Annotated in this window: 22 protein-coding genes; 10 read left to right on the top strand and 12 right to left on the bottom strand. The window is 59.8% G+C overall.

Going from position 1 to position 17266, the window contains the following annotated elements; all coding sequences use genetic code 11:
• Positions 1–2: 2 nt before the first annotated feature.
• Entirely contained in the window at positions 3–425 is a 423-nt protein-coding gene (locus F3J43_RS01000) for a DUF892 family protein (RefSeq protein WP_166882959.1), read from the bottom strand.
• A 268-nt stretch (positions 426–693) separates the two neighbouring features.
• Here F3J43_RS01000 and F3J43_RS01005 point away from each other — a divergent pair, with 268 nt between their 5' ends.
• On the top strand, positions 694–1254 hold the full coding sequence (locus tag F3J43_RS01005; RefSeq protein WP_166882960.1) for a cysteine hydrolase family protein: 561 nt from the start codon (positions 694–696) through the stop codon (positions 1252–1254).
• Between the two features lies 1 nt (position 1255).
• Here F3J43_RS01005 and F3J43_RS01010 read toward each other — a convergent pair whose 3' ends face one another.
• Positions 1256–1597, bottom strand: a complete 342-nt coding sequence (locus F3J43_RS01010) for an SH3 domain-containing protein (RefSeq protein WP_205297555.1) — start codon at positions 1595–1597, stop codon at positions 1256–1258.
• Positions 1598–1681: 84 nt separating this feature from the next.
• Entirely contained in the window at positions 1682–2386 is a 705-nt protein-coding gene (locus tag F3J43_RS01015) for an SDR family oxidoreductase (RefSeq protein ID WP_166882962.1), read from the bottom strand.
• A gap of 103 nt (positions 2387–2489) precedes the next feature.
• Here F3J43_RS01015 and F3J43_RS01020 point away from each other — a divergent pair, with 103 nt between their 5' ends.
• From F3J43_RS01020 to F3J43_RS24400, 4 genes are all read left to right on the top strand, one after another.
• On the top strand, positions 2490–3419 hold the full coding sequence (locus tag F3J43_RS01020; protein WP_166882963.1) for a LysR substrate-binding domain-containing protein: 930 nt from the start codon (positions 2490–2492) through the stop codon (positions 3417–3419).
• 268 nt (positions 3420–3687) lie between these two features.
• Complete coding sequence (locus F3J43_RS01025; RefSeq protein WP_205297556.1) at positions 3688–3903, top strand: hypothetical protein; 216 nt, start codon at positions 3688–3690, stop codon at positions 3901–3903.
• Between the two features lie 136 nt (positions 3904–4039).
• Positions 4040–4597, top strand: coding sequence for a helix-turn-helix domain-containing protein (locus F3J43_RS01030; protein WP_166882964.1), 558 nt, complete (start codon positions 4040–4042; stop codon positions 4595–4597).
• A gap of 119 nt (positions 4598–4716) precedes the next feature.
• On the top strand, positions 4717–5784 hold the full coding sequence (locus tag F3J43_RS24400) for a bifunctional HD family hydrolase/N-acetyltransferase (protein ID WP_166882965.1): 1068 nt from the start codon (positions 4717–4719) through the stop codon (positions 5782–5784).
• Between the two features lie 484 nt (positions 5785–6268).
• On the opposite strand, the gene F3J43_RS01040 is transcribed toward F3J43_RS24400, so the two are convergent.
• From F3J43_RS01040 to F3J43_RS01050, 3 genes are all read right to left on the bottom strand, one after another.
• Positions 6269–6970, bottom strand: a complete 702-nt coding sequence (locus tag F3J43_RS01040) for a flavodoxin family protein (protein ID WP_205297557.1) — start codon at positions 6968–6970, stop codon at positions 6269–6271.
• 8 nt (positions 6971–6978) lie between these two features.
• Positions 6979–7620 carry an SDR family oxidoreductase gene (locus F3J43_RS01045; RefSeq protein WP_166882966.1) on the bottom strand — a complete coding sequence of 214 codons (642 nt, stop codon included), beginning with the start codon at positions 7618–7620 and terminating at the stop codon, positions 6979–6981.
• Between the two features lie 84 nt (positions 7621–7704).
• A complete protein-coding gene (locus F3J43_RS01050; protein WP_166882967.1) occupies positions 7705–8625 on the bottom strand; it encodes an alpha/beta hydrolase in 921 nt (306 codons plus the stop codon).
• A 160-nt stretch (positions 8626–8785) separates the two neighbouring features.
• Here F3J43_RS01050 and F3J43_RS01055 point away from each other — a divergent pair, with 160 nt between their 5' ends.
• Entirely contained in the window at positions 8786–9736 is a 951-nt protein-coding gene (locus F3J43_RS01055) for a LysR family transcriptional regulator (protein ID WP_166882968.1), read from the top strand.
• 155 nt (positions 9737–9891) lie between these two features.
• Positions 9892–10374 carry a tyrosine-type recombinase/integrase gene (locus tag F3J43_RS01060; RefSeq protein ID WP_205297558.1) on the top strand — a complete coding sequence of 161 codons (483 nt, stop codon included), beginning with the start codon at positions 9892–9894 and terminating at the stop codon, positions 10372–10374.
• 341 nt (positions 10375–10715) lie between these two features.
• Here the strand turns inward: F3J43_RS01060 and umuC are convergent, their stop codons facing one another.
• The 4 genes from umuC to F3J43_RS01080 form a co-directional block, all read right to left on the bottom strand.
• Positions 10716–11975 carry a translesion error-prone DNA polymerase V subunit UmuC gene (gene umuC / locus F3J43_RS01065; RefSeq protein ID WP_353618180.1) on the bottom strand — a complete coding sequence of 420 codons (1260 nt, stop codon included), beginning with the start codon at positions 11973–11975 and terminating at the stop codon, positions 10716–10718.
• A gap of 4 nt (positions 11976–11979) precedes the next feature.
• Positions 11980–12408 carry a LexA family protein gene (locus F3J43_RS01070; protein WP_166882970.1) on the bottom strand — a complete coding sequence of 143 codons (429 nt, stop codon included), beginning with the start codon at positions 12406–12408 and terminating at the stop codon, positions 11980–11982.
• A gap of 340 nt (positions 12409–12748) precedes the next feature.
• Complete coding sequence (locus F3J43_RS01075; protein ID WP_205297559.1) at positions 12749–12961, bottom strand: hypothetical protein; 213 nt, start codon at positions 12959–12961, stop codon at positions 12749–12751.
• Positions 12962–13036: 75 nt separating this feature from the next.
• Positions 13037–13642 (bottom strand): LysE family translocator, encoded by a 606-nt coding sequence (locus tag F3J43_RS01080; RefSeq protein WP_166882971.1) that lies wholly within the window; start codon positions 13640–13642, stop codon positions 13037–13039.
• 111 nt (positions 13643–13753) lie between these two features.
• On the opposite strand from F3J43_RS01080, the gene F3J43_RS01085 reads away from it, so the two are divergent.
• Complete coding sequence (locus tag F3J43_RS01085) at positions 13754–14632, top strand: LysR family transcriptional regulator (RefSeq protein WP_166882972.1); 879 nt, start codon at positions 13754–13756, stop codon at positions 14630–14632.
• A gap of 77 nt (positions 14633–14709) precedes the next feature.
• On the opposite strand, the gene F3J43_RS01090 is transcribed toward F3J43_RS01085, so the two are convergent.
• Positions 14710–15057: a Y-family DNA polymerase gene (locus F3J43_RS01090; RefSeq protein ID WP_205297560.1), complete on the bottom strand. Its 348-nt coding sequence runs from the start codon at positions 15055–15057 to the stop codon at positions 14710–14712.
• Between the two features lie 136 nt (positions 15058–15193).
• Entirely contained in the window at positions 15194–15817 is a 624-nt protein-coding gene (locus F3J43_RS01095; RefSeq protein ID WP_166882973.1) for a TetR/AcrR family transcriptional regulator, read from the bottom strand.
• Between the two features lie 82 nt (positions 15818–15899).
• On the opposite strand from F3J43_RS01095, the gene F3J43_RS01100 reads away from it, so the two are divergent.
• A complete protein-coding gene (locus F3J43_RS01100) occupies positions 15900–16790 on the top strand; it encodes an alpha/beta hydrolase (RefSeq protein ID WP_166882974.1) in 891 nt (296 codons plus the stop codon).
• A gap of 57 nt (positions 16791–16847) precedes the next feature.
• Positions 16848–17261, top strand: a complete 414-nt coding sequence (locus tag F3J43_RS01105) for an SOS response-associated peptidase family protein (RefSeq protein WP_205297561.1) — start codon at positions 16848–16850, stop codon at positions 17259–17261.
• Positions 17262–17266 lie beyond the last annotated feature (5 nt).

Genomic DNA, 17266 nt, shown 5'->3' on the forward strand with positions numbered 1-17266 from the left:
GCTCAGGCCTCGCCGTCGCTCTGGTGCAGATGCAGCACCACTGCCAACTCGTCACGCAACCACGGTTGTGCCAGGGTCGGCAGCCGCTCGCGGATCTGTCGGGCAACCCAGCGCTGGCCACGGGCAATGAACAGCAGACGCTCGTCCAGGTCGGCAATGGCCATGGCCTTGCCATGGAACTCACCCATGCCCTGCCCCGGCGCGACCTCCAGCCGCTCCAGGCAATGACGCAAACGGCGGCAGCTTTCCGCCTCGCCGTGGTGCAGGTGCTCCAGACGCGCGAGCAGTTCGGGATCGTCGGTCTGGCGGGCAGTGTCGAGCATCAACCGAGCGCCAGCGCGCTCGGCCCGCAACAGCATGCGCAACCAGTCGATCAGTTCGCCGCAAAGCGGGGTATCGGCGTGAAGGGATTGGGCAGAGCACATCGCAAGACTCCTGGAGCCGCTCTACGGCGCGGTGACTACAGGAGCTTAGAGCCATGGCGCGATGAACATAATTGAAAAAAAATGGGGCTTGAGTGCAACAAAACGAATAGATCCCCCACAGCCACCTACCTGCAACTACCAGATGCGCCAATGAGCACAGAAGCGGCGCCAGCCACTGCAAGGTACGCATGCGCTGTGCATCGATGCCGTTTTCTTGCAGTATCGGAAGCCGAAAAAGCCACCGGCCTGCCAAGGAGAGTCACCGCCCATGAGCGCATTCGCCCCCAACGCTGCCCTGTTGATCATCGACATGCAGGCCGGCATCAATCACCCTCGCCTGGGCCGGCGCAACAACCCCGAAGCCGAGCAGCGCCTGGGCGAGTTGCTGGCGGCCTGGCGCCTGTGGCAACGCCCAGTGATCCATGTACGGCATGTGTCACGCGACCCTGCCTCGGTGTTCTGGCCCGGACAGTCCGGCTGCGCGTTCCAACCCGCATTCAGCCCGCAGGTCAACGAGGCGCTGTTCGACAAGCACGTGCCCGACGCCTTCGCCCATAGCGGCCTGGAGCGCTGGCTGCACGTCCGTGGGATCGAGCAGTTGGTGATCGCCGGGGTGATCACCAACAACTCGGTGGAAGCCACCGCGCGCAGTGCCGGCAACCTGGGGTTCGACACCGTGGTGGTGGCGGACGCCTGCTACACCTTCGACCTGCACGATGCCCAGGGACGGCGATGGCCGGCAGAGGACGTGCACGCCCTGTCGCTGGCCAACCTGGCCATGGACTACGCCCGGGTCCTGGACTGCGCGCAGGTCCTGGCCGGCGGTTGAATCAGGCAAGCTGGCGCAGCTTCGCCAGCGGCAACCATCCCAACTCGTCATTGCGCAGGCTGCGGCACCACAACCAGCCATTGAGACGCCGCAGCCCCTCCACCACTTGCCCTGGGTCGATATCCAGCTCATGGGCACTGTAGGCTTCCAACGCCCTGCCTCGATCGACACCCAGCCGCTCGATCACCTGGACCGGCACCCAGCCCGGCGTCTGCCCGGCACAACTGCACAGGTACCAGTCCTCCCAGTCCTCCTCCCCCTCGTAGCGCTGGCCGATCTGCAGCCAGGTTCCCCGGGCAAAGGTGATGGGCCTTGGATATTCACTGCGATGAAGTGCAATCACGACGTACTTCACTAGCCTCTCCCTGGCTGCGAAAAGCGTCGATGCTAGCAGACCGGCCCCGGCGCATGACGCACGCCCGTCAGCTCACACCGCACGGGTGATGCCGCCGTCGACCCGCAGGTTCTGCCCAGTGATGTACCCCGCGCCGTCAGACGCCAGGAAACTGATGGTGGCGGCAATCTCTTCGGCCTTGCCGTACCGCTCCATGGGAATGCGGCTACGAAACTCCGCCTTCTCCGGCAAGCTGTCGATGAACCCTGGCAGTACGTTGTTCATGCGGATGTTCTCGGCGGCGTAACGATCGGCGAACAGCTTGGTGAACGCCGCCAACCCGGCACGGAACACCCCGGAGGTGGGGAAGGCCGGATCTGGCTCGAAGGTGGCGAAGGTGGAAATGTTGATGATGGCGCCGGCCTGCTGGCGTTGCATGATCGGTGTCACCAATCGAGTCGGGCGCACTACGTTGAGGAAATACACCTCCATGCCGCGGTGCCAGTCTTCGTCGCTGAGCTCGAGGACCGGTGCGCGCGGGCCATGGCCTGCGCTGTTGACCAGCACATCGACCCGTCCCCAGCGTTGCATCACGGCATCGACCAGACGCTGCAGATCCTCTACTGACTGGTTGGAGCCTGTGAGCCCCAGGCCACCCAGCTCGGCGGCCAGCGCCTCGCCCTTGCCGGACGACGACAGGATCGCCACCTTGAAGCCATCGGCGGCCAATCGCCGGGCGGCGGCGGCTCCCATGCCACTGCCGCCGGCGGTGATGATTGCGACTTTTTCGGAAGACATGCGCTGCTCCTTCGGGGGATTGATCGAAAGGCCTCATGAAGCCAGAATCCGGTGCCATGCACCATTCACAAATACTGGCAGCAGCCAGCAGGAAATCTACTGGATGAGCGCCACCGGGCGACGTACCGCCCCCTCCATCGTCAACCACCTGGCGGCCTTCGAGGCCGCCGCCCGGCTGGGCAGCTTCCGCGCCGCCGCCGACGAGCTGCATGTTACCCCTGGCGCTGTCGCGCAGCAGGTCCGGACACTTGAGGACAAGCTCGGCCGACCGCTGTTCGAACGCCTGCCCCGTGGCCTGCGGACCAACCGCAAAGGCGCCGCCTACCTGCTGCGGGTACGCCTGGCCCTGGACATCCTCGAGGATGCCACCCGTGAGCTGCTGCAGCGCGACGAGCAGGCCGATCCCGGTCAGGTCCTGCTCAGCACCACCCCCGCCTTCGCCAGCCGCTGGTTGATCCCACGCCTGGGTCAACTGGCGCGAGCCCAGCCGCAGGTGGCGCTGATGATCGACGCCTCCGACAGCACCCGCCCACTCAGCGGCAAAGGCGCTGTCGATCTGGCCGTGCGCTGGGGTACGCCGCCCTTCGCCGAGGCCTACGCCCTGCCCCTGCTGCCTGGCCTGGCCATTCCGGTATGCGCCCCGGCGCTTCGCGGCGAGCGGCGTTGGCAGCAGGCCAGCGACCTGGCCGGGGTGCCGCTGATCTCTGATAGCCACGACAACTGGCGACGCTGGCTCGACCACCACGGCCAACCCGGCCAGCGCGTCCACGGCCCGGTGTTTTCCCAGACCATCCTCGCCATCGAGGCCGCCGAGCAAGGCATGGGGATCGCCCTGGTACCCCGCCTGCTGGTAGAGAATGCACTTCGCGCCGGAACCCTGGTGTGCGCCCTTGAACACCACGAACTGCAGACGCCCGCAGGCTTCCACCTGCTCGCGGCGCAAGCGCCAGAACCCGGTTCGGCCGCCGCCGTGGTGGTGCGCTGGCTCGAGCAGGAGGCTTCAGCGGCCTTCATCGACGTGGATCACCGCTAGGTATTTGCTACATATCATTTCAGGAGGACTCGACCATGAACGGGCGAAAAAGCCTGATGGGCAATACCGCCCATTCGCTGCCAGCTCCCGTCCGACAGGGTCTGGCAGCGAATGCTTGTTGAATCGGCTGGAAACACTTCTGCTAGCCACTATGTAGGATCGGTCTTATAGCGATGTAGGAGGTTTCAGACTCCCACACTGCGGTGTATGAATAATCAGTATTTACCCCCCGATTGAGCTGATACCGTCTTGTCTTTCTTGAAACGGCATGGATGCCAAGGAACGCGAGAACGACATGGACAATGAATACGACACCTCTGCCTTGGGGCTACAGAAATGCCTGCTGAACTTGCGTCGGGATCTTGAGCGATTGAAGGCATCGGGAGACCGTGAGAGGGCCGAGAGCCTGGCGCGAATCATCGCCAAGCTGGAACCAGGCATGACACAAACGCCAGAAGGGCTGAAACCCACGACGTTGCAGTGAAGGAAGAAGGCAGAGCGAGCGTCGGGCTGGCTCTGCCCGACGCCGCCATGCAAGGCACGCCCCCTTCCATCCAGCCAACTTGCAGGGTGGCCGGGCATGACCCACACTCGCCGCCCCGCTCTCTCTCGGACCCTTCATGTCGCACATGCTGCCAAGGCTGGAATTACCAGGTGTTGCACTCAGGCGATGGCGCCTGCTGCACCGCGTCAAGCAGTCCCATGCGGCGACGTTGTTCAACGTCACCCAATCGACTGTTTCGCGCTGGGAAAGTGGCGCGCTGGCACTGGACCCGAGCGCACGCGAAACCCTGGAGAGACTCCTCGCCGCTCGCCTCGATGCGGCCTCCGACCAGGCCCTGGCTCGGCTGGTCAGGGAAAGTACACGGCCAGTCCACCTGATTTGCGACCTGACACACCGCTTGCTGGCATGTTCGCCCTCACGCGCAGCCCAGTTCACCCGCCCGCTCAGCGAGTTGCTTGGCCAGTCCCTCTGGCGCTTCGCGACGGCGCAGATCATTGAGCAGGAGCTAGCGCTGGACGGGTTGGGGTGGCGGGAACGCCTGGCGCCTCCTGCGCTGGAGTTTTCCAGCGGCGCCAATGATTCCCACCTCGTCCCCATCAGCCAAAGCCACTGCCGCTGGACACGCATCCCGCTCTCGGATGGAACGGCCGCACGCCTGGTGGAAACACTCTGAGCGAGGTCAGTGCAGCCTGCCCGCATATTTTATGCGTGGACGTTGACTGCCTTCGGCTCTAGGCTGATCTCGACTCGAGACGAACTGCCTGCCGCTCGCCGACCGTGCCTGGGGAAACCATGGATATCGAAATACTCAAAGGACGCCTCGCCTTCCTGAGCGAAGCGGAAAGACTCAAGGATGTGCTCAGAAGCGCACATACTTCTTCCGGCCGTACCGAAAGCACAGCTGAACATAGCTGGCGTCTTTGCTTGATGGCCATGGTTTTCGAGGAGCAACTGGCCGGTCTCGACAAGCTGAAAATGCTCAAGCTGTGCGTCATCCACGACCTGGGAGAGGCTATCAATGGCGATATCCCAGCTGTCAGCAAGCAGGCATACCCCAATAAAAGCCAACAAGAGCGCAACGACCTCCTGCTCTTGACTCAGGCACTGGATGAAACATTGAAAGCTGAAATCCTGGCGCTTTGGGAAGACTATGAATATGCACAGTCACCCGAAGCCAGGGCGGTCAAGGCGCTGGACAAGCTGGAGACCATCCTCCAGCACAATCAAGGCAAGAACCCGCCAGACTTCGATTACGCATTCAATCTGGGCTACGGCAAGAAATACACCGATGCCACGCCATTGTTCGAGGCGCTTCGCAACCTGCTCGACGAAGGCACCAGGAAAAATATCTGCATGAACATCACAATCCGCTGCGAACAGCCCGATGACATCGATGCCATCGCCCGCGTGACGGAGGCGGCGTTTGCGAACGCCGCACACTCGAGTCATACCGAGCACTTCATCGTCAACGCACTGCGACGCGCCAATCGACTGCCCGTGTCTCTGGTAGCCGTGGAGCATGGTGTGATCATTGGTCATCTTGCCATCTCCCCCGTCACGATCACGCCTGGAACAACCGACTGGTATGGCCTCGGGCCTGTCTCGGTAAGCCCCGATCGTCAGCAGCAGGGCATCGGCTCAGCGTTGATGAACGCCGCGCTCGCTCGACTGCGCCACCTTGGTGCGGCTGGCTGCGTGGTACTGGGGGAGCCAGCCTACTATGGGCGTTTCGGATTCCTGGCCCAGGCCGGACTCAGGCTGCCTGGCGTTCCGCCTGAATACTTCCAGGCCCTGGCATTGGCAGGGGAAATACCTGAAGGGGATGTGCAATACCATGAGGCTTTCGAAGCGACCCGATAGCGCGGACGGTAATCGAACGCGCCGTCGCCACGGGTGGATTTTCCATGCCCCTGTAAACATAAGAAGTCCTGAAAAACCAGAACTTCGAATAGGGTGAAAGTCTCCATATTCGAACGGGCTCCACCTCTGGATCTTCGCAACTCACATACACCATCAGGTCCTGATCGAGCCTCTGCTGTTGCTCAACGAGGTTTTGTACTTTCACAGCGCTTCTTTCTGCGCATAGTGTGATTTCGCAATCTTCCACAGCCTTGCTGCAGCCCGCGCAATACGAAGTAAGCCCAGCAAAATCACTGGGCTTCACTTGCTCAGCTTGTTGCGGCTCCAAAACAGCTCCAAAACAGCAAACTAGACGTTGGCGATTTTGGGTTAGTAAATGAATCAACCCAGGTTTTTTTGCTGTTCTTCACAATACGTTCCGTTTAGGCGGCTCACTGCCTGCCCCGAGGGACAGCTATCGACCCTTTGCAGCCGTTCGAGGCCTCTACGAAACCAAGGTCGATTCAGGGAAAACATGCTGCTCGCAATCACGCTCAGTATCAGCAGCAAACCATTCTTCATCAATCACCTGCAGCATCTGCTCGGACTTGAGTTGCTGCGTCATGCGCCCGCGCAGCACCCTTTTGTGCTCGAAGGACTTGGCACCACGCTCCAGCACCTTGGTCTTGAGCGCGGCGATGTAGTCATCGCCGATATGGCTGTTGAAGGTATTGAACAGCACCACATGCTGGCCGTCGAAGCGGTTGTGCTCGACAAACGCCCAGATCGGCGGCGCGGGGCTGTACAGCCATACGGGCGAGCCGATCCACACCGTATCAAAAGGCTTGAGGTCGATGGTGCGCGGGGTGGTGCCCGGCAACACCTCAGGCTTCGACCTGCGGGCATTCGCATCCATGACGGCATACGCCAGGCCCCCCATGCCCAACTCGTAGCTGGGCGCTTCCAGCGTGAACAGTTTCGCATCAAGCCGTTGGGCCACATGGCGCGCGGCCAGCGCGGTATTACCCGAGCGCGAGAAATACACCACCGCCGAGCGTGAAGTACCCGTAGAAGTCGAAGCGTAGAGCTGCTTGCCTTCCAGTTGCCGGGCCTGGTGGCTTTCAATCCAGGTCACGGCATATAGGTAGGCGAACACTGCCAGCAACGCCAGTGCCACGGCGGTAAGAATCCAGTGCGAGGTGGTCATGGTTTTTCTCATTCGATGAAAGCGGGCTTGTCGCCGTCTGTGTTGGGTTTGTTCACCCCCACATTGGCACGAACCAGTAGGCTGGGGCTCATCACTAACTCGGTCACCAGCGCGGCCACACTCTTTCTCGACACTTCCGTCCCCTTGAAAGGCTCATTGCGGTTGGTGATCTGATAGTCCACTTCATCCTCGTCCTGCAGCCATGCGGCGCGCAGGATGGTGTAGTCAGTATCCGAGGCCTCGATAAGATCCGCGGACACGCGGTACGGCGGCAAGTACTGTCCGATCTCATTGCGGTTCCATTCGCCAAACTTGCCTGGCACTTCGTCGTAGACGCCCAGCGAGTTCACGAAGATCAAGCGCTTGACACTCTTGGCCTTCATCACCGCCAGAATGTGCGCGGTCTGCTTGTCCACGTTGCCCGCTAGGTTCGCATAGACCACGTCCTGCCCCTCCATGAGTTGGGGCAGCAGTGTCTTGTCCATCACATCGCCGATCGCAATCTTGGCATTGGAGGGTTCGGTGCTGGTCAGTTTCTTGGGATCGCGCACAAGCAGGGTCTGCTCGACATCCTTACGCTCGCCCAGCATCTGCACTGCATGGCGGGCAATCTGGCCGCTGGCGCCTAGGATCAAAACTTTGATGGTCATGGTGTAGTTATCCAAATGAATCGGCCCCGCCGTTCCCGGCAGGGCCGAAGGCTGGTTCATCCTCAACAGGCGCTAAGCTAGGCCTTACAGGTTTTCCTTGTAGAAAGGAACCAGCTTGGCCAGCGCTTGACTCACGGGTTCCGGCTTGTCGTACAGGTCGTAGTGAGACCAGCCTTCAACCACCACCAGTTCCTTCTTCTTCGAGGCTGCGCGACCGACGATCTCGCAGCCGTCGCGATAGGCGCCAAACCCTCCGACCTTGTCACCGACTACCACCATCAGGGGCTGCGTCAGCAAGGTCTCGCACAGGTGGAAAGCATCCCAGCCGATGGCTGCAGTCTGATGTGAGAACAACGAGCGGTTCAGGCCGTTGGGCGAGCGACCGCGGTCGGTACGGTAGTAGTCGGTGGCACCGACCATGTCGATGTCCTTGATGCCAGCTTCCTTGGCAGCTTCGGGAGACAGCGGCAGCAGATCATCCACGCGCAGCGCAGCGCCCCGGGCTTCAGCCGTGCGTTGCTTCGCCATGGCCTCCAGTGCGCCGATGGGGTCAAAGCCGCTGAAGGCCTCGCGCATCACACGGCCGTAGTTGGCGCCTGTGACGGTCCCCACAGCCTTGATACGACGCTCGGTCATGGCCGCGTTGATGGCGTAGCCGCCGCCTCCGCAGATGCCGAGTACGCCAATGCGCTCTTCATCCACATAGGGCAGCGTCACGAGGTAGTCACAGACCACTCGGAAATCCTCGACACGTAGCGTCGGGTCTTCGATGAAGCGCGGTTCGCCACCACTGGCGCCCTGGAAGCTGGCGTCGAAGGCAATGACGACAAAGCCTTCCTTGGACAGGGCTTCCCCGTAGACGTTGCCCGATGTCTGCTCCTTGCAGCTGCCGATGGGATGAGCACTGATGAGAGCCGGGTACTTCTTGGTTTTGTCGAAGCTCGGGGGGAAGTACAGATTCGCTGCGATGTCCCAGTAGGTGGTCTGGATCTTGATACTTTGCATGGTGCGCTCCTTAGTGGGCCGCTGAGTGAATTGCTTGATCACCGCCCTTCGAGGGATGTTCGATCAAGCATCAATGGATACACTCTAGGCCGAACATTTGACTCCTCATAGCCATCAATCTGGATTACAGTTGTATTCTAAAATTGACAATGAGCGCCGCATGGATCCGTCGTTGCTTCCTTCCCTGGCCTGGTTCGCCCATGTAGCCCACCATCGCAGCTTCACCAAGGCGGCAGCGGAGATGGGGGTCTCCCGGGCCAACCTGTCGCAGAACGTAAAGGCACTGGAACGGCGTCTGAACGTCAAGCTGCTGTACCGCACGACGCGGGATATGTCGCTGACCGAGGAAGGCCAGCGGCTCTATGACGTGTGGTATCCGGCGCTGACTGCAGTGGAACGCACGGTGCGCACCATGCATGACGCACGCGATGAACCTTCGGGTCTGGTGCGGGTGAATACTTCCCGCGTGGCGGCCAAAACCCTGCTGGAGCCGCATCTGGAGGAGTTCTGCTCCCGCTACCCTAAACTCCAACTGGAGCTGGTTGCCGATGATGCGCTGGCCAACATCGTGGCCGACGGCTGCGATGCAGGCATCCGCGTCGGCGAGAGTCTGGCCGAGCACATGGTGGCCGTGCCGATCACGCCGGCGCTGGAACTGGCGGTGGTGGGCACGCCCGCCTATTTCGAGCGCCATGGACAACCGGTCACCCCCGCCGATCTAGCGCAGCACAACTGCCTGCGGTTTCGGATGCCGGGTGGTGCGATCCTGCCATGGGAATTCACTGGACCGGAAGAAGACGGACACGCCTTCACGGTAGAGCCGAAGGGCAGCGTCATCACGAACGACGATGACGGCATGATCCGCGCCGCATTGCAGAACGTGGGCCTTATCCAGCACATCGACATTGCCGTGCAGCGACATTTGGAGTCAGGCGCTCTGGTGCGTGTGCTGCAGCCTTGGTGCAAGCCCTTCGCGGGTTTCTACATTTACGCGCCGACCCGCACGCAGATGCCCGCCAAGGTGCGCGCTTTGATTGACTTCCTGGTCGAGAAGCGCGAAGGCATGGCAGCCCTGCAGCCGCCGCCGTCCAAGAAGAAGCGGGGGCGCTGAGTGAATCGCCCCTGGTTTCGTAGACACCTCCAAGCCTCATAATGAGGCCCAAATAGGAGGTGCCATGAGTCGTCAGCGTTACCCCGGGACTTCTACGCAATGACGCAATCTGGAGCGCGGTTTACGCGAAAGCGGTTGGTGAATTGAAGGACGCCATGGACTTGGCGTACTTGACGGGCCAGCGTCCGGCGGACGTGCTGGTGATGAGGAGGGACGACATCGATGGTAACGCTCTCGGCGTGAAGCAGAAGAAGACCCACAAGAAGCCGCGGATCATGCTCGAAGTAGATGGTGTAGAGAGCAGCTTGGGCGCCCTAATCAGAAAAATTCTGGAGCGCAACGCTCCGCATGGCTCGCCCTACCTGCTGCTGACCGACAACGGCAAGCGGGTCACAGCACCGATGCTGCGCCATCGATGGGACGATGCCAGGGAGGAGACGGTTAAGGAAGCAACTGCCGCCGGCGACCAGGTCATGGCCGGCCGTATCAGCCAGTTCCAGTTCCGCGACATTCGCCCGAAAGCAGCTTCAGAGATCACTGATGTGGACCACCCCAGCCTGCTGCTGGGCCACACGAAGGGAGACATTACCGAGAGGGTTTATCGTCGAGTTGGAGCCTTGGCGAAACCCACCAAGTAGCAAAGCTTTGTCATCGCTGACAAATAAAACCATTCCCAATGGGTGTTCCCACGGGTCGTATTTTTATGCCCCAAAAACGCAAAAAGCCCTGAATAATCAGGGCTTTGAATGTGGCGGAAGCGTAGAGATTCGAACTCTAGGATAGTTGCCCATCGACGGTTTTCAAGACCGTTGTATAAACGCCCGACCAATGCGGCCCAAACGGTGAAATCGATTCCAAAACAAAGACGAAACGACACGGCTACAGGCCGCATACTGCAAGGGTCGCCGTTTCAGTTTTGGAACTGATTTCAAACCCTCCTCCGGCGTTCTGCCGACCACAATTCACCTTCTATCGCTGCTCAGCATTTAACAGTCCACAGCTGATCAAGCCGCGTTGTGTACGACTGGCTTTTCATATCCCGTCTCATTCCCCAGTCCGGCATCGCCGGAACGCTGGCGGCCCGCATCGTCCCCCTCCCCCAGCGACCATTGATCTGATCGACAACAGACATCAGCCGCGTGGCCTCGACAGGCTGTTCCGCCGCGAACAGGTCAGTCGTGTACTCACCCCGCTGACACAAATCCATCAGCAGAACCTCCGCCTTGCTGTACCTGTACCCAGGCCGGAACAGCCGTTCGAGCGCGGTCGCGGCCGCCTTCGTCAGAAGTCGCACATCGTCGGTCGGATACGGCAACTCGATTATCGCTCCGTTCGCGTACTTGACCTCGTCAGGGTTGAACATGCCGGTGCGGATGCTCACTCTGGCCTTTTTGCACACAGAGCCCTGGGCCCGGAGCTTTTCTGAGGCGCGCATCATGTATGTGGCCACGGCCTCCTTGATCGGCGGCAGGGTCTCCAATCGCTTCCCGAACATTCTGCTGCAGCAGATCTCTTGCTTCGGTGGGTCTGGCTCGTCGAGCTCAAGGCATGGCGTGCCTGCCAGCTCGCGCGCGGTCTTCTCCACCACCACGCTGAACTTCTGCCGGAGCGTCCAAGGATCAGCCTTGGCCAGATCCATTGCTGTCTTGATCCCCATCGCCTCGAGGTGCGCAGTCATTCGCCTGCCAATGCCCCACACTTCACTCACGTCGGTGTTACGCAGCACCCAGTCGCGCTTGAAGTCGTCAGTGATATCGACCACCCCGCCCGTCTGTGCCTGCAGCCGCTTCGCCGTGTGGTTGGCCAGCTTCGCCAGGGTCTTCGTGCGAGCGATACCCACCCCGACCGGAATGCCGGTGCAGCGCAGCACCTTTGCCCGCACCTCCCGGCCAAACTGGAGCAGATCTCCTTGCACACCTGTGAGGTCAGTGAAGCATTCATCAATCGAGTAGACCTCGGCCGCCGGCACCATCGCCTCGATCAACGACATGACACGCTCGCTCATGTCGCCATACAGCGCGTAATTCGAAGAGAACGCCACAATGCCATGTCGACGCAGCTTCTCGCGGCACTGGAAATAAGGCTCGCCCATCTTCACGAACGGCTTCGCGTCGTAGCTGCGAGCGATCACGCAGCCGTCGTTGTTGCTCAGCACCACGATGGGCGTCCTGGCCAGATCCGGTCTGAACACGCGCTCGCAGCTTGCGTAGAAACTGTTGCAATCAATAAGCGCGAACACCTGCTCAGACCGCATGATCACGCACGCTGTAGCGAACGACACCCCACATGACCAGGTCGTCGCCCTCGAGGATATACCGCGGCGGGTAAGCCGGGTTCTCAGACTGCAGGATCACTACCCCACCTCGACGGTACAACCGCTTGCAGACGGGCTCGCTATTGACCGCTGCGATCACGATGTCGCCGTGTTCGGCTTCCCTGCTGCGGTCTACGATGAGTAGGTCGCCAGAGTAGATACCGGCCCCCTGCATGCTGTCGCCCTCTACCTGCACTAGATACACATGCGGGGCGCGCAGCTCGAACAGCTCGTCGAGCGAAATATGCCGTTCCAAATGGTCAGCAGCTGGCGAAGGGAAGCCAGCAGGAACACGAAACGAGTAGACAGGAAGCTGCGCTGGGCCACCGGTTGGCGTTCCCAGGAAGGTTATGGTCATGGCTGATGGACTCAATCGGATATCTGTATATTCATACAGTAAACGTTCAGACCGTTCAGCCGTCAATGTGTTGTCGCCGGCATCCGACAAACGCGAGGTGGGGTATGTGCGGGAGAGTCACTCAGTACAGCGGGATACGTGAGTACATAGAGACCCTGGGCATGCCGGAAGTCTGGCGGAACAACGTCGGTGACCATCCGCTTGGCCGGTACAACGTAGCGCCAACGACGCAAGTCGCGGTGCTGCGGGTAGATGACGCAGGCCCGCGTGCGGACCTGGTGAGATGGGGGTGGCGGCGCACTGGGCAACCGACCCAAAGGGTCGTAAAGCAGCTTCCAAATTAGGGCTTGAATGGATCAATCCAACCGGGCCGAAGTCCTGCCTCAAATTCTTTGCGTACGTAGGCGAGCGACTCTGCGCACCCCATTTCCGCCTCGATGGCGCCTATGCATCCCCAGCAATCTCCGCCGGTATTGCCTGATAGTGGATCTTCCGGATTGTCGAGTAGACATCCGCAGATCGTGCAGTATTCGGTTTTTTTGCTGTTCTTCACAATACGTTCCTTTATAGGCGGCTCACTGCCTGCCCGAGGGGCAGCTATCGACCCAAAGCAGTCACATGATCATTGCTAATGCGCTGGGATCAACACACCGAAGATCACGAAGAACCCTCCGCAGATCTGATTGAATCGACGCCCCGTTCGAGCCAGCCAAGGCCTCACTTTGTGCGCAGCACTTGCCACGCCTAGTTCGACTCCAAACTCCACCACGGCATATGTCATGGACAGAATCGCAGCTTGGGCCACGAGATCTCCTCGAGGATCAATGAAGGGTGTAATAAATGCCGTGAACAACAGCAGTGCTTTGGGGTTGGAAACCGCGCTGAGCAGCCCTTGATAGAATAGCGACCAGCTGCCAGAACTAGAGTTATCCTTATTGGCCAGCGTAATCGGTTCTGATCGCCACAGATTGACCCCTAGCCAAATCAGGTAAAGCCCGCCGACGATCTTCAACACCGTCAGCCACAGCATCGAAGCCTGAAGCAGTGCGCCCAGGCCAAGCACGCAGAGTGCGATCATTCCGACGAAGCCGATCACGCCCCCGCTGATTGTGAAGAGCGTCTTGTTTCTTCCGTGTAAGGCGCCATGGGTAAGGACCAGCAACGCATTAGGTCCTGGGACCACTGCAATACCACAGCATGTAATCAGATAAAGCAACCAGGTATCGAGCTGCATGATGTCTCCAGGATTTCAGATTCGGAGCATCATCAGGTCTGCCCACATTGGACGAAAAGCGAATAATATGGCATCTAGGTATTCGATTATCGAAATCAACAAGAGAGCACCATGTCACTTCGCGATTTGCAGATCGACTGGTTGAAATGCTTTGTCGCCGCCGTCGATACCGGCTCGCTGTCGAGCGCGGCGATCGAAGTGCATCGGTCCCAATCCGCAGTGAGCATGCAACTCAAGAAACTGGAAGCTGCACTTGGCCGAGAGGTGCTCAAGCGGGGGCCACGCAATCTCGAGTTGACCGAGGATGGCCAGATGCTGCTGGGCTATGCGCGGCGCTTGCTGGCATTACACGCTCAAACTCAGGCCGCGTTTCGCGGTGAACTGCTTACTGGACGGGTCCGGCTTGGCGTGGCAGAAGACTATGCAGCGCATTACCTCACGCCGATACTCAAACGCTTCGCTCCCAGGCATGAGGGGGTGGAGATCGAACTGACGTGCGAGCAATCCACAACCCTGATACCTCGGGTAGTCAGTGGTGAGCTCGACCTTGCCCTGATCTCCAGCGATAGCGCTCGTCGAGGTTCGGTGCTTTTCCAGGAACCCATGGTCTGGGTGGGGTCGCCCCAGTTTGAACTCTGGACACGAGATCCGCTGCCTATCGCCGTTTATGAAACGGGAAGTTTGGCTCGGCTCGGCGCACTTGGCTCCTTGGCCAGGCAAGGGCGCGATTACAAGGTGGTCTACAACAGCTCCAGTCTGGCTGGGCAGATCGTGGCGGTTGAAAGCGGGTTGGCAGTAGCTGTTCTCACGCGGTGCAGTGTGCCCACGCATTTCCAGATACTAGGTGCTATGCATGGGCTGGGGCCGCTCGAGCCCATGAATGTTGCAGTTTATCGAAGCAAGGCATCACAGGGATCCAATGCGGTGGATGGTCTGCGGCGTTTCATTGTTCAGTCCCTTGACGCTTCGCTCTCTGGCCACACAACGTAGGAAGTTTCCGCAATAGGTCGAAAGCAGTCAGCCGCGACCGGCAGCTTTCGAACCTTTGCAGCCATTCAAGCTGTCTATCAAACTAAAGGCGATTCAATCCGCCTGCCGATGCCCCATACTTCGCTGACATCCGTGTTGCGCAGAACCCAGTCACGCTTAAACGGATCACAGATGTCGACCACGCCTCCGGTCTGTGCCTGGAGGCGCTTCGCGGTATGGTTTGCCAACTTCGCCAGCGTCTTTGTACGGGCGATCCCCACCCCGACAGGGATGCCTGTGCATTTGAGCACCTTGGAGCGGATCTGGCGGCCGAACTGTGTCAGATCACCCTGGACACCAGACAGGTCTGCAAAGCACTCATCTATCGAATACACCTCGACAGCCGGCACCATCGACTCGATCAGCGACATGACCCGCTCGCTCATGTCGCCATTTATGTGGAATAGAAAATCAAGTCACTGCGAGCACTCTGACATCTTGGTGTGAGCGGCCGCTATGGGTCGGTAGCGGTCTCTCGCGAAGGGCAGCAATCGGCCAATAGCGGACGCTTGATCGGGGGGCTCACCGCAAATGAGCGGTCAACCCTTTGAACGTCAATTCCATGGATTGAGCTAGAAGCTGATCCATTACATCCGACGTGACGGCCGCACTATCTGCTCGCCAGGCCAGGCTAAGCATGCCATTCATGGCAGCCCACATCGCGGTAGACACAAGGTATGGGTCGATGGCTGGATCGATTGAACCGTCGGCTATGCCATCGCGCAGCGCAGCCTCAAGTCGAGCGTTATGTTTCTTCACCATCGAGCTAATACGGGTCTGAGCCTCCGGAGTATCGGGAGGAGAGGCCATGAGACGGAACTCGTTGGGGCGCTCCTTGGCAAACCGGATGTATCCCATAGCAGCAACCCGAATCCGCTCCAACGGAGTACCTGCCGCCGCGTAGGCCCTTTCCATGTATACCCGGTTCTCCTCCATGGCCTTTTCCGTCACGGCTAGGAGCAAGGCAGATCGTCCACCGACCCGGTTGTAGATCGTCTGCACGGCGATATCGGCACGCTCAGCAACTGCCTCCAGCGTCAGGGCAGAAAGCCCTTCCTCCAGAATCAATGCTTCGGCGGTATGGATGATCGCAAGGCGAGTGGCCTCGGCTTTGCGCTGGGTGCGGGTTGGAGTGGAGATGTTCATGGGACGGCAGTATACCCGAACAAAATTTGATGCACTTCCAAAATTGGAATAGCATCAAAAAAACGAAAGAGGTTCGCTGCCCATGACTTCACGCTTGGATGTTTCCTTCGCTTCGGGAAATTCACGTTGCTCAGCTTGGCTGTACCTGCCATCCGCAGGGGAGAAGCCGCTACCCGTCATCGTCATGGCTCACGGTTTGGGGGCCATTCGCCATATGCGGCTGGACATGGTCGCTGAGCGATTCAGAAATGCTGGCTATGCCTGCCTTGTTTTCGACTACCGCCACTTCGGCGACAGCGACGGCAACCCTAGAAATCTGCTCAGCATCTCCAGGCAACTGGAGGACTGGCGCTCTGCTATTTCCTACGCACGTTCCAGAACTGAGTTGGATGCCAAGCGAGTAATTCTTTGGGGTACGTCATTCAGTGGTGGCCATGTCATGCGCGTTGGCGCACAGGACGGCTGTGTAGCTGCAGTGATGAGCCAATGCCCGTTTACCTCTGGATTCGCTTCTGCAATGGCCCAAAGCACAAGAACGGCTTTGAAGCTGACGCTCTTGGGCGTCGTTGATCGCATTGGCTCGATCTTCGGCGCGGCTCCGTTGCTGGTAGATGTTGCTGGGCCTGCTAACGCAGCAGCTTTGATGACGGCTCCTGATGCTCTGCCTGGCTACCTCGCTCTCGTGCCGGAGGGCAAGGCATATAGCAACAAAGCCGCTGCACGAATTGCCCTGGATATCTCCTGCTATTACCCAGGACGCAGCGCCGCTGAGATCAACTGCCCTTTGCTGGTTCACGTGTGCGAGACCGATAGCGTGGCCCCCTCTGGGCCGACGCTGCGCTATGCCAGGCAAGCCAAAAAAGCTGAGGTGGTTCTCTGCTCAGAAGGCCATTTCGAAATTTACGGTGGCGAAGCCTTCGAGCGAGTGAATCGCCAGCAGCTCGAATTTCTACGCCACAACGTGCCTGTCTAGCGTTCAGCACCCGCCCTTCAAAGCAATGATCAAGGCCGAGTGGCCTGAGGACAAGAAATGGCAAAGTACGATTTGACTGGACGCGTAGTGGCTATCACACCGGTGGACGGCTGGTATGAGTGGGTTGACGAAGGCGGCCCGAAGCAGCAGCCCTACTACATCCGCCGGCGGGATGGGCGCCCTGCCCTCTGCGCCGCAGTTGGTCAGTTCTCAGGCGGCGAGCATGACGGCTTCGTGATCATCACCGCCGATGCGCAAGGCGGGCTTGTCGACGTGCACGATCGGCGGCCTGTAGTGCTGCCACCAAATCTTGCGGTCGAGTGGATCGCGGACAGCATGCCCAGCGAGCACGCCGAACAGATGGTGCTCAACCTGGGAGAGCCTGCAGAGGCCTTCGAGTGGCATCGGGTCGGCACCGATGTCGGCAACGTGCGCAACCAGGGCGCAGGCCTCATAGAGCCGGTTCAGTGACGGTT

The organism is Pantoea sp. Cy-639 (assembly GCF_011752525.1).
Lineage (GTDB): Bacteria > Pseudomonadota > Gammaproteobacteria > Pseudomonadales > Pseudomonadaceae > Aquipseudomonas.